The sequence below is a fragment of the Rathayibacter sp. CAU 1779 genome (genome assembly GCF_054551755.1).
Genome location: NZ_JBTOLK010000001.1, coordinates 2,169,956 through 2,181,983, shown reverse-complemented (window position 1 = coordinate 2,181,983; position 12,028 = coordinate 2,169,956). Strand labels below are relative to the sequence as shown.

Genomic DNA, 12,028 nt, shown 5'->3' with positions numbered 1-12,028 from the left:
ACGGACACATCGAAAGGCACAAACCCGAGCGGGAACGCCGCGGCCGTGGTCGAAGCACGGCAAGTTCGCTGCGGAATGACCGGCCGTCACGGCATCGCTCGTCGTGCCGGGCCATGCTGGGCACGGCACACAGAATCACGCTGAGCGGGAACACCGCGCGAGCAGTACCGATCGATCAGAGGGCGCGAAGACGCTCGGCCGCGGCACCGATCCGTTCGTCCGAGGCCGTCAGGGACAGGCGAACGTGCTGAGGGTAGAAGTCGCCGTAGAAGACGCCCGGCCCGGCCAGGATGCCGAGGTCGGCGAGCCTGCCCAGCGTGGTCCAGGAATCCTCGCCCGCAGTCGCCCACAGGTACAGCCCAGCCTCGCTGTGGTCGATTCGGAAGCCGGATGCCTCCAGCGCCGGCCGCAGCGCCGCCCGCCTGGCGCGGTACCGTTCGACCTGCTCGTGCACAGCCTCGTCGTCGTTCAGCGCGACGACCATGGCGTGCTGCAGGGGTGCCGGCAGCATGAGTCCGGCGTGCTTGCGCACGGTGAGGAGCTTGGCGATCAACGCCGGATCACCCGCGACGAACGCCGCACGGTATCCGGCCATGTTCGACTGCTTGCTCAGCGAGTACACCGAAAGCACACCGGTGAGGTCCGTGGGCCGGCCGGCGTCCTCGTGTCCGATGACGCGGGGATCCAGGATGCTCGGCACAGGCTCGTCCGCCCACCTGCCGTCCCAGCCGAGCTCGGCATAGCACTCGTCGTTGGCGATCACAGCGCCCAGCTCGCGGGCGCGAGCCACCGCACGCTTCAGGAAGTGCTCGTCGAGCACGCGTCCGTCCGGGTTGCCCGGCGAGTTCAGCCACACCAGCTTGGTGCCCAGCGGCCACTCGTCGGGATCATCGGACGCGAACGCCCTCGCCTGCACGATCGCGGCTCCGATCGCGTACGTCGGGTACGCGGCGCGCGGGTGCACGATCACATCGTCGGGTCCGAGCCCTAGGAGCACGGGCAGCAGCGCCACCAGCTCCTTGGATCCGATGGTGGGCAGCACGTTGTCTGCCGTGAGCCCGTGAACACCCCGACGACGCGCGTACCAGGACGCGATGGCCGCGCGGAGTTCCGGCGTTCCTGCCGTCTGCGGGTAGGAGTGGGCATCCGTCGCCTCGGCGAGCGCGCGACGGACGGGCTCCGGCGTCGGGTCGACGGGAGATCCGATGGAAAGGTCGACGATGCCGTCGGGATGCCGCCTGGCACGCTCCGCGTACGGGGCGACGAGATCCCACGGATAGTCGGGAAGCTCGGGACGGGTCACGCTCAGTGGACCTGCGGAGGAAGCGCTGCCACGAGCGGGTGGTCCTTCGGGATCACGCCGACCTTGGCGGCGCCGCCCGGGGATCCGATGTCGTCGAAGAACTCGACGTTGGCGCGGTAGTAATCGCTCCACACCTCGGGCAGGTCGTCTTCGTAGTAGATGGCCTCGACGGGGCAGACGGGCTCGCACGCTCCGCAGTCCACGCATTCGTCGGGATGGATGTAAAGGCTTCGTTCACCTTCGTAGATACAGTCCACCGGACATTCATCCACGCAGGCGCGGTCCTTGACATCCACACAGGGCAGGGCGATGACGTACGTCACTTCTCGGATGACTCCCTTCGGGCTCGCGCGAGCGCCCGTCCAGTCTAGGGCGTGCGCCACCTGTCGCCCGCCGCGCGTTGCCACACGCGGTCACAGAGTGACGCGTCGCCGAGCGTTGTCTGCAACTCCTCGCCGGGGAGTCAGGCCTGCGGCTGCGGCTGCCGCAGACGCGGCCAGGCGATGACGAAAAGGGACAGCACGACGGCCCCACCCATCCACGTCCATCCGATCACGGTCGAGGTGATGAGAACGGATCCGCCGAAGCTCTGCTGCGAGAGCACGCCGACGGCCAGCAGTGCGCCGATGGCAGCGCAGATCGAGTACAGCCTGCTGTCGCTCAGCAGACGGATGCCGACCAGAAGGCATCCGAGCGCCGCCAGCGCCACGACGATGCCCCACGGCAGTCGCGCAGTGCCGATCGTCGAGCTGTGCACGAGGGTGCCCAGCGTGCCGAAGACGATGCCGAGGGCTCCCATGAGCACGGCGTAGAGCGCACGGACCAGCATGCGCTCATCGTAGGCCGTACTGGCGAACTCGTGGCCGAGGGCATCCTCACCCCACCACCTTCGCCAGCACGGCAGTCGACGGTCCGACCGCGCCGTCCGGGGCCATCGAGTGGACACGACAGCTGGTCGCGGATACAGTCGAGCCAGGTAAGGTTAGCCTTACCGAAATCCCTCACACTCGACACGAAGGCTCCGCTGTGCTCGCAACGCTCGTGATCGGTCTTCGCGAAGGCCTCGAGGCCGCACTCATCGTCGGCATCATTGCGGCGTTTCTGAAACGCAATGGCGCGTCCCTGCGACCGATGTGGCTCGGCGTGGCCGCCGCACTCGTCCTGAGCGTGGCCGTCGGCGTGGTCCTTCAGGCGATCGAAGCAGCCCTCCCCCAGGCCGCCCAGGAAGCCATGGAGACGATCATCGGGGCGGTTGCCGTGGTTTTCGTCACCACGATGATCCTCTGGATGAAGAAGCACTCCCGCGGCATGAAGAAGCAGCTGGAGAAGGAAGCTGCCGACGCTCTCGGTTCCGGAACCACCTGGGCACTGGCGGGCATGGCGTTCCTTGCCGTGCTGAAGGAGGGTTTCGAGACCTCCGTCTTCCTGCTCGCGACATTCCAGGCCTCGACCAGCGCGGGAGCCGCGGCGCTCGGCGCCGTCATCGGCATCGCCGTGGCCGTGGCCATCGGCATCGGGCTCTACACCGGCGGAGTGAAGCTCAACCTCTCCAAGTTCTTCACCATCACCGGCGTCTTCCTCGTGTTCGTCGCAGGCGGTCTGGTTCTCACCACGCTCCGCACGGCCCACGAAGCCGGCTGGATCACCTTCGGCCAGCAACCCACCGTAGACCTCGGTTGGCTGGCTCCGGCCGGATCGGTTCAGGCGGCGCTCCTCACCGGCGTGCTCGGCATCCCCGCCGATCCGCGGGTCGTCGAGGTGCTCGGCTGGCTGCTCTACGTCGTGCCGATGCTCGCGTTCTCCCTGTGGCCGCAGCGCTGGCGTCCGACCGGCGCCGCCCTGCCCAGGGTGCTCTTCGGATCCGCCGCAGCCCTCGGCGCTGCGGCCATCGTGCTCGCGGTCGCGGTGCCCAGCGGTTCGTCGGCCGCTGTGCCCGCGGCCGCGCCCCTCACGAACGGCGGAACCGTCACATTCCGCGTTCACGGTGACGGCGCCGACCTCGCCGTCACCGGCGCAGCGGCGGCCGACTATCGCTTCGGGGGCTCGGCCACGACCTCCCACGAAGGTGCCGACCGCGTGTGGGCGACCACCGTGACGTCTCATCCTGCAGGCAAGCCCGCAACCCTGAGCCTCGATGATCTCGTACGGCTCACCGGCGGACGCATACCGGTCGGCATCGATCCGACCCATGCACCCGGCCCGTACACGGCAGGATGGACCAGCACCTCCCGCATCTCCGCCTACAGCCACGGTGACGGTCTCGTGGATGCCGGGAGCAGCGTCCGCACCGTGCTCTCCGTCTCGGGCGGCGGGCTCACCGCGACGCGGGCGTTCGTCGTCGACGACGGAGACGACTCGTGGTCCGTCAAGGCCGGCCACGTCGCGACCGTGAGCGCATCGATCGCGGCGGCACAGGCATCCGCTCGCGAGGCGCAGCTCTGGAAGCTGTGGCTTCCGATCGCGCTCGGGATCGCCGCGATCGTCCTGGTGGGCAACGGCATCCGCGCACGACGCTCACTCCGCTCCCCCGTCACCCCCACAACGACAGCACAGACCCCCGCCGCCCCGGCGGCGTCTCCTCAACCGGCAGCAGCTTCCGCTGACGCCACGCCGTAGACGGCGCCGTCCGTCTCGAAACCTTTCCCCTCGATCCAGGAGTACTTCCCTATGCACCCGAACAGCCGTCGACGTCTGGGCAAAGCTCTCGTCACCGCAGCGGCCCTCGTCAGCGCCACCCTCGTGCTCGCCGGATGTTCGAGCGACGGCAACGCCGCGAAGCCGTCCTCCTCCGGCGCCTCGCATGTGAAGATCACCCTCGCCAACGATGGGTCCTCCGACGCGTGCACGATCGACCACACGTCGGCTCCCGCCGGCCCGATCACGTTCACCGTCGAGAACAAGAGCGCGACGGGCATCACCGAGGTCGAACTGCAGAGCGACCAGCGCATCATCGGCGAGAAGGAGAACCTCGCGCCCGGCCTCAAGCCGGTCAGCTTCACACTCACTCTCGGTGGCGGCAAGTACACGGTGTACTGCCCTGGCGGCAAGAACGAGAACGTCGCGTTCACTGTGACCGGCAAGGCCGCCGCCCAGAAGACCGGCAGCACCCAGACGCTCCTCAAGAGCGGGGCGACCCAGTACGCGACGTACGTCGACGATCAGATCTCCGGCCTGGTCACGGGTGTCGCCACCCTGAAGTCGGCCATCGACTCCGGCGATCTCACCGCCGCCCAGCAGGCATACGGTCAGGCTCGGCAGTTCTACGAGCGGATCGAGTCCGACGTGGACGGCTTCGTACTGCCGGGAACGAAGGCCAACGACAACGCGGGCAACCTGGACTATCTGATCGACATGCGCGCGTCGAACCTGGATGACGCCGTGGGATGGCACGGATTCCACGCCATCGAGCGCGACCTCTGGCAGGGCGGCACCATCACGGACGGCACCAAGCAGCTCGCTGCGGAACTGCAGAAGAACGTGACCAGCCTGGCCGACCTGGCCAAGTCGCTGAAGTACAAGCCGGAAGACCTCGCGAACGGCGCCGCCGGCCTGCTCGAAGAGGTGCAGTCGGAGAAGATCAAGGGCGAGGAAGAGGCCTTCAGCCACATCGACCTGGTCGACTTCGCAGCCAACGTCGAGGGCTCCCAGCAGGCCTTCGAGTATCTCAAGCCGGGCTTGACGAAGATCGACACGAACCTGACGAAGCAGATCGAAACGCAGTTCACCAAGGTCAACAAGCTTCTCGACACGTACCGTGACCCGTCAGCTGTCGGCGGTTACGTGACCTACACGCCCGCCCTCAAGGCGAGCGATGCCAACAAGCTGAGCCAGGCGGTGCAGGCCCTGCAGGATCCGCTGTCCCGTCTGGCGGAGAAGGTCGCCACAGCACAATGATGGATGTTCCGCCCACTCCCGCAGACGACCGCGGCACACCCGGCACCGCCGCCTCACCCGACGCGGATCCGCACGCGATCGCGGCCGCCGACGCCCGGGCATCCGCAGCGGATGGATCGACGCGCTCGCCCGAGGCAGATCGGACCTCTCGTCCGGAGCGCCTGAGCCGTCGCGGCCTCTTCGCGATGGGGGCCGGCGGCCTCGCGGTCGGCGCTGTGGCGGGGGTGGGCGGAACGCTCGCAGCTCAAGCCCTCACGCCCAAGGACCAGGGCGACGCGATCGATGCCGCCCTCAGCTATCCGTTCTACGGCGGCGGTCACCAGGCGGGCGTGCGCACGGAGCCGCAACGGCACTGCGTCTACATGACGTTCGACATCGACCCCGGCACGACGACGACCGACCTCCAATCGCTCCTCGCCCGGTGGTCTGCGGGGATCGCCCAGCTCATGCAGGGCAAGCCCGTGGGGCTCGTACAGCCCGCCCGGCCGGATGCCGTGCCGCAAGACACCGGCGAGGCCGCGGACCTCAGCCCGAACGCGCTCACGGTGACGCTCGGCCTCGGGCCGGGCGTCTTCGACGACCGATTCGGCCTGAAGGCCAAGAAACCGAAGCTGCTCGAGCACCTGCCAGCGCTGCCCAGCGACACCCTGCAGGCCGAGCTCACCGGCGGCGACCTCAGTCTGCAGGCGTGCGCGGAGGATCCGCAGGTCGCGTACCACGCGATCCGCGACCTCGCCCGCATGGGCCGCGGCACCGCGAGCACGCGGTGGACCGTCATGGGATTCGGACGCGCCTCCGCCGGTGCGAACCAGACCACGCCTCGCAACCTGATGGGATTCAAGGACGGAACCCGCAACATCCGCGCCGACGACGAGTTCGACAAGTTCGTCTGGGTCGACGACGCCGACTGGATGTCGGGAGGTACCTACCAGGTCGCGCGCAAGATCCAAATGAACATCGAGATCTGGGATGCAGACCGTATCAGCGATCAGCAGAACGTCTTCGGTCGCAGCAAGTCCGAGGGAGCTCCGCTGAGCGGAACGAAGGAGTTCGACACTCCGGACTTCGCGAAGACGACCGGCGGAGCGCACGTGATCCCGCAGAACTCCCACGTCGCACTGGCAGCCCACGAGAACAACGGCGGGGTCAAGATCCTGCGCCGCTCGTACAACTACACGGACGGCATCAACCAATACGGACAACTCGACGCCGGACTGCTCTTCCTGGCCTACATGAACGACCCTGCGCACTTCGTGACGCTGCAGCGCAAGCTCGGGTCGTACGACAGGCTCCAGGAGTACATCTCACACATCGGATCCGCGGTATTCGCCGTCCCGCCGGCTCCAGAACCCGGACACTACCTGGCGGAGAAGCTCTTCGACTGAGTTGTCTTGCGCGCCGAAGGCTGGCGGCCGAGACGGCCACCAGCGCTGGCGTCGCGGCGGAGGCCAGAAATGGCCTCCGCTTTCAGCTCCAGCGCGCCCTGCCCGGCGCGCCGCGGTTGGCCGGCTGAATGGTCGGGTCTGTCGCGGCGTACGCGCCGCCGCGACCTGGAGCGTCTTGCGTTTCCGAAACGGGGCGCCGAAGACTGGCGGCCGAGACAGCCACCAGCGCTGGGCCCCACGAGCCGGTTCCGGACGGCGTCGTTCCGCCGTCCGGCCGAGCAAGAGGGAGCGTCGCGGCGGAGGCCAGAAATGGCCTCCGCTTTCAACTCCGGCGCGCCCCGCCAGGCGCCGTCACTTCTTCTCCGTCACCGTGTAGTTGGCGACCCAGCCCTTTGCATCGTCCTTCGTGACGACGACGAGCACCGTGTACGGATCCTTCCGGAACGACTCGGACCCGCCGTTCTCACCGGAGTGGTCGAGGTTCTGCTGGAATCCGGCATCGGTGATCTGCTTCGCAATGGAGTCGAGCGCGTCAGCGCCGCCCACCCTGATCGTGACGTTCCAGATCTTGCCGCCTGTCGATCCGGCCGACACGCCGTAGAGCACCGTCCCGTGCGCGAGCGGGACCTCGGACGGAAAGTCGGACGGCACCGAGTGCGCCCCGACCTTCACGCTGCCGTGGGTGATGTTGCGCACCAGCGTCTGCACGCTGCAGCCCGACAGCGCCGCCGTGGACCCGAACGCCAGCGCGACCGCCAGCGGCACGGCGATCGCGGCGCGACGAATTCCGCTCATGATGACTCCCGACCCGCGGTGCGTCGGCGCGCACCTCACCGGTAAGGTAACGCGGCTCAGCGAGGGGTCACGAGAAGTCCCAAGGAAATCTCAAGGAGCGGTCAAACGACTGCGCCCTCGTTCGCCCGCAACGGACACCCGCAGACACGGAATCGTGCGGCTTCGCGACGGGACAGCCAAGGGACGGATATCGCGCCCCTCGCGGACCGGGCTCAGGCCAGCGTCTCGCGCTTCAGCCGGGCAACCTGACGACCGCGAGTCTGCTGGTCGAGCACGACCTTGCGGATTCGCACCATCTCGGGAGTGACCTCGACGCACTCGTCCTCGCGTGCGAACTCGAGGCACTCCTCGAGCGTCAGCTGTCGCGACGGCGTCATCGACTCGAAGTTGTCCGCGGTCGACTGCCGCATGTTGGTGAGCTTCTTCTCCTTGGTGATGTTCACGTCCATGTCATCGGCTCGCGAATTCTCACCGACCACCATGCCCTCGTAGACCTCTTCGGTCGGATTCACGAAGAACGTCATGCGCTCCTGCAGCGCAATGATCGCGAACGGCGTGACCACACCGGCACGATCCGCCACGATGGAGCCGTTGCTCCGCGTGACGATGGAACCGGCCCACTCGCCGTATCCGTGCGAGATGCCGTTGGAGATTCCGGTGCCGCGGGTGATCGTGAGGAATTCCGTCCTGAAGCCGATGAGACCTCGTGACGGAACGATGAACTCCATCCGCACCCAGCCGGTGCCGTGGTTCGACATGTTCTCCATGCGGCCCTTACGGGCTGCGAGCAACTGTGTGATGGCGCCGAGGTACTCCTCGGGTGCATCGATGGTCAGGTGCTCGTACGGCTCGTGAGTCTTGCCGTCGACCTTCTTCGTGACCACCTGCGGCTTGCCGACGGTGAGCTCGTAGCCTTCGCGGCGCATCTGCTCGACGAGGATGGCCAGCGCCAGCTCGCCGCGGCCCTGCACCTCCCAGGCGTCGGGGCGTCCGATGTCGAGCACGCGGAGTGAGACGTTGCCGACCAGCTCGCGATCGAGGCGATCCTTGACCATGCGCGCGGTGAGCTTGTGACCCTTCACCTTGCCCACCAGCGGCGACGTGTTCGTGCCGATCGTCATCGAGATGGCGGGGTCGTCGACGTGGATGGCGGGCAGCGGACGCACATCATCCGGGTCGGCGAGCGTGTCGCCGATCATGATGTCCGCGAAACCGGCGACCGCGACGATGTCGCCGGGACCCGCGCTCTCAGCCGGGTAGCGGTCGAGAGCCTTGGTGATGAGCAGTTCGGTCACGCGCACGTTGTGCACGTCGCCGTCGTGCCGCACCCAGGCGACCGTCTGGCCCTTCTTGATGGTGCCGTTGAACACGCGGAGCAGCGCGAGACGGCCGAGGAAGGGCGAGGCATCCAGGTTGGTCACGTGGGCCTGCAACGGCGCCTCGTCATCGTAGGTCGGCGCAGGGATGTGCGTCAGGATCGCATCGAACAGCGGCTCGAGGTCAGGGCTGTCCGGCAGCTCGCCGTTCCCCGGCTGCGTCGCGGATGCGCGTCCGGCCTTACCTGAGGCGTAGACGACCGGCACGTCGAGGATCGCGTCGAGGTCGAGGTCCGGCACATCATCTGACAGATCGGATGCCAGGCCGAGGAGCAGGTCCTGACTCTCCGCCACGACCTCGTCGATGCGCGCATCCGGTCGGTCTGTCTTGTTCACCGCGAGGATGACCGGCAGCTTCGCCTCGAGCGCCTTGCGCAGCACGAACCTGGTCTGCGGCAACGGCCCCTCGGATGCGTCGACCAGGAGCACCACGCCGTCCACCATGGACAGGCCGCGCTCCACCTCGCCGCCGAAGTCGGCGTGCCCGGGGGTGTCGATCACATTGATCGTCACCGGGGTGCCGCTCGCGTGCTTGCCGTTGTACGAGATCGCCGTGTTCTTGGCAAGGATCGTGATGCCCTTTTCACGCTCCAGCTCGTTCGAGTCCATCGCGCGCTCTTCGACGTGTGCGTGCTCGGCGAACGAGTGCGTCTGGTTCAGCATGGCGTCGACGAGCGTCGTCTTGCCGTGGTCGACGTGAGCGACGATGGCGACGTTCCGCAGATCGTCGCGGTTGCGGATGGCCATGGCGGTATTCCTCGCGTGCAGGGATGGATGGATGCCTGCCCGCGACGGCGCGGTCAGACTGAAATGGAATGCCCTGGCGTCTCTTGACAGGCGCTGTCGCTGACAATAGCGACGCCGGGCACGGCGAACGGGCGGAAGGAGCCCGTCTCTCAGTCTACCGAATCGATTCCGAGCAGTTCTGCACGCTGCTGCCGGCGCTCGCGCTGCAGCGTGGGATCCGGCAGCGGAACGGCCGAGATGAGCCGCTGCGTGTAGTCGTCCTTCGGGTTGCGGAGCACCTGATCCTTCGTTCCCTGCTCCACCAGACGTCCGTTGTGCATCACGATGATGCGGTGCGCCAGCACGTCGACGACACCGAGGTCGTGCGTGATGAAGAGGCACGCGAACTGCAACTCCTGCTGCAGGTTCTGCAGAAGGTCCAGGAAGCGCGCCTGCACCGAGACATCCAGAGCCGAGGTGGGTTCGTCGGCGATCAGCAGCGGCGGCCGGAGCGCGAGCGCCCTGGCGATGCCCACGCGCTGCCGCTGTCCGCCGGAGAGCTCGTGCGGGTAGCGGTTGCGGAACGAGCGCGGCAGCTCGACCTCGTCGAGCAGGGTCTCGACGCGCTTGTCGAGAGCCTTTCCGTGCGCCTGGCCGCCAAGCATCAGGGGCTCGCCGATGCTCTCGCCGATCGGGATGCGCGGGTTGAGCGACGACCCAGGATCCTGGAAGACGATGCCGATCTTGCGACGCAGCGCCCGCAGGTGCTTCGCGTTGACCTTGACCATGTCCGTTCCGGAGATGGTCAGTGCACCAGAGTGAACAGGAAGCAGGCCGACGGCTGCACGGCCGATCGTGCTCTTGCCGGATCCGGACTCGCCGACGAGCCCGACGACCTCACCGGGATAGATCTCGAAGCTGACGCCGTCCACGGCGCGGAAGGCCGGGATGCGGCCGCGCTTCGGGTACTCGATGACGACGTCCTCGAACTTGAGAACGGGAGCACCCTCCCTGGGCACCGTCTCCACCTCGACCTCGACGGTCGGGTCGAGACTCAGCCGCGGGACGGCCGCGAGGAGCTGGCGGGTGTACGGATGCTTGGGCTCCTGGAACACCTCGATGATGTCTCCGGACTCGACGATGCGCCCGTCCTTCATCACGACGATCTTGTCGGCGAGGTCGGCCACCACGCCCATGTCGTGGGTGATCAGCACGACGGCGCTGTCCATCTTGGAGCGCAGGTTGCGCAACAGGTCGAGGATCTCGGCCTGAACCGTCACGTCGAGCGCGGTCGTCGGCTCGTCCGCGATCAGGAGCTTGGGATCGCACGAGATCGCCATGGCGATCATGGCGCGCTGCCGCTGTCCGCCGGAGAGCTGGTGCGGATACTTGTCGATCGTCGTCGCCGGATTCGGCATCTCGACCATCTCGAGCAGCTCGAGCGCGCGAGCCTGAGCATCCGCGGGCGTCATCGCCTTGTGCAGACGCAGCATTTCGGTGATCTGGAACCCGATCGTGTACACGGGGTTCAGCGCCGTCATCGGCTCCTGGAAGATGACCGCGATGTCCTCACCGCGCAGCCGACGAAGATGAGCGGGAGAGATGCGGCTGATGTCGCGGCCGCCGAATTCGATCGTGCCGGTCACTCGGCCATTCGGCGGGAGCAGGCCGAGGAGAGCCATCGAGCTGGAGCTCTTGCCGGACCCGGACTCGCCGACGATGGCGAGCACCTCTCCCGGCATGACCTCGTAGTTCATCTCGATGGCGGCCGGGTACCACGTGCCGTCGACCCAGAAGTCGACGCCGAGGTCCTCGATCTTGAGCACGGGCTTCGAGCCCGCCCGTGCCTGCGTGAGTGTCGTGTCTGTCACGAGAACTGAAATCCTTTCCCCAGGGCCCTATGCCACCATTGAGCGGTGATCGAGCCCGTTGTCCTTCGCCCACGATTCGGCCAGGTCCTGTGCGTGGTCGTCTGGGCGATAATCGTCGTCTGCCTGGTATCGCTGGCGACGGTGAGAGACGGAGGCGGAAGCCTTCGCTTCGCCCCGGCCTTCCTGCTCGCCGCGTACCTGTGCTGGATGCTCTACTGGGCGCCAGCCGTGAAGCTGGATTCCGCCGGCGTGAGCCTGGTCAACATCGCTCGAACCGTGCGCATCACCTGGCCGGCGATCGCGACGGTCGAGACGAAGTACGCGCTCACGATCCGTACGGCGAGCGGAAAGTACACCGCCTGGGCGGCGCCCGGACCGAGTCGGTTCACGACCTTTCGCGCCACTCGCTCCGATCTCTCGAAGCTGCCGGAGAGCACGTACGGTGCCGGCGGAAGCGTCGGCATCGGCGATGTGCCCAACTCCGACTCGGGCGCCGCCGCGCTCCGTGTGCGCCGGGCCTGGGCTCAGCTTCAAGCTGCCGGTCACCTCGACTCCGGCGCCGTCGAAGGCACCGGAGTCGAGGTGACGTGGCACCGCTGGCGGTTGATCGTGCTCGCCGCGCTGGTGCTGCTCACGCTGGCGGGCATCCTGATCTGATATCGAGTAGTTCATCGTGTG

10 protein-coding genes are annotated in these 12,028 nt (G+C 67.3%); 4 read left to right on the top strand and 6 right to left on the bottom strand.

All coding sequences use genetic code 11. The features are described 5' to 3' along the window. Window positions 1-175: 175 nt before the first annotated feature. From dapC to ACX9R5_RS09965, 3 genes are all read right to left on the bottom strand, one after another. A complete protein-coding gene (gene dapC / locus ACX9R5_RS09975) occupies window positions 176-1,303 on the bottom strand; it encodes a succinyldiaminopimelate transaminase (RefSeq protein ID WP_459408823.1) in 1,128 nt (375 codons plus the stop codon). 2 nt (window positions 1,304-1,305) lie between these two features. Next, the gene (gene fdxA / locus ACX9R5_RS09970) at window positions 1,306-1,626 is read right to left on the bottom strand and encodes a ferredoxin (RefSeq protein WP_459408822.1); all 321 of its coding nucleotides are present in this window, start codon (window positions 1,624-1,626) and stop codon (window positions 1,306-1,308) included. 140 nt (window positions 1,627-1,766) lie between these two features. Then, on the bottom strand, window positions 1,767-2,132 hold the full coding sequence (locus tag ACX9R5_RS09965; protein ID WP_459408821.1) for a hypothetical protein: 366 nt from the start codon (window positions 2,130-2,132) through the stop codon (window positions 1,767-1,769). 197 nt (window positions 2,133-2,329) lie between these two features. Between ACX9R5_RS09965 and efeU the strand changes: the two genes are divergently transcribed. The 3 genes from efeU to efeB are packed head-to-tail and all read left to right on the top strand — an operon-like array spanning window position 2,330 to window position 6,582. After that, window positions 2,330-3,919 carry an iron uptake transporter permease EfeU gene (gene efeU, locus ACX9R5_RS09960; protein WP_459408820.1) on the top strand — a complete coding sequence of 530 codons (1,590 nt, stop codon included), beginning with the start codon at window positions 2,330-2,332 and terminating at the stop codon, window positions 3,917-3,919. Between the two features lie 51 nt (window positions 3,920-3,970). After that, complete coding sequence (gene efeO / locus ACX9R5_RS09955; protein WP_459408819.1) at window positions 3,971-5,197, top strand: iron uptake system protein EfeO; 1,227 nt, start codon at window positions 3,971-3,973, stop codon at window positions 5,195-5,197. Beyond that, complete coding sequence (gene efeB / locus ACX9R5_RS09950; RefSeq protein WP_459408818.1) at window positions 5,197-6,582, top strand: iron uptake transporter deferrochelatase/peroxidase subunit; 1,386 nt, start codon at window positions 5,197-5,199, stop codon at window positions 6,580-6,582. Before efeO ends, efeB begins: the two co-directional genes overlap by 1 nt. 351 nt (window positions 6,583-6,933) lie before the next feature. On the opposite strand, the gene ACX9R5_RS09945 is transcribed toward efeB, so the two are convergent. From ACX9R5_RS09945 to ACX9R5_RS09935, 3 genes are all read right to left on the bottom strand, one after another. After that, window positions 6,934-7,377 (bottom strand): hypothetical protein, encoded by a 444-nt coding sequence (locus ACX9R5_RS09945; RefSeq protein ID WP_459408817.1) that lies wholly within the window; start codon window positions 7,375-7,377, stop codon window positions 6,934-6,936. 212 nt (window positions 7,378-7,589) lie between these two features. Then, the gene (gene typA, locus ACX9R5_RS09940; protein ID WP_459408816.1) at window positions 7,590-9,500 is read right to left on the bottom strand and encodes a translational GTPase TypA; all 1,911 of its coding nucleotides are present in this window, start codon (window positions 9,498-9,500) and stop codon (window positions 7,590-7,592) included. A 149-nt stretch (window positions 9,501-9,649) separates the two neighbouring features. Continuing rightward, on the bottom strand, window positions 9,650-11,350 hold the full coding sequence (locus tag ACX9R5_RS09935; RefSeq protein WP_459408815.1) for a dipeptide ABC transporter ATP-binding protein: 1,701 nt from the start codon (window positions 11,348-11,350) through the stop codon (window positions 9,650-9,652). A 45-nt stretch (window positions 11,351-11,395) separates the two neighbouring features. Between ACX9R5_RS09935 and ACX9R5_RS09930 the strand changes: the two genes are divergently transcribed. Then, window positions 11,396-12,007, top strand: a complete 612-nt coding sequence (locus ACX9R5_RS09930) for a PH domain-containing protein (protein WP_459408814.1) — start codon at window positions 11,396-11,398, stop codon at window positions 12,005-12,007. Window positions 12,008-12,028 lie beyond the last annotated feature (21 nt).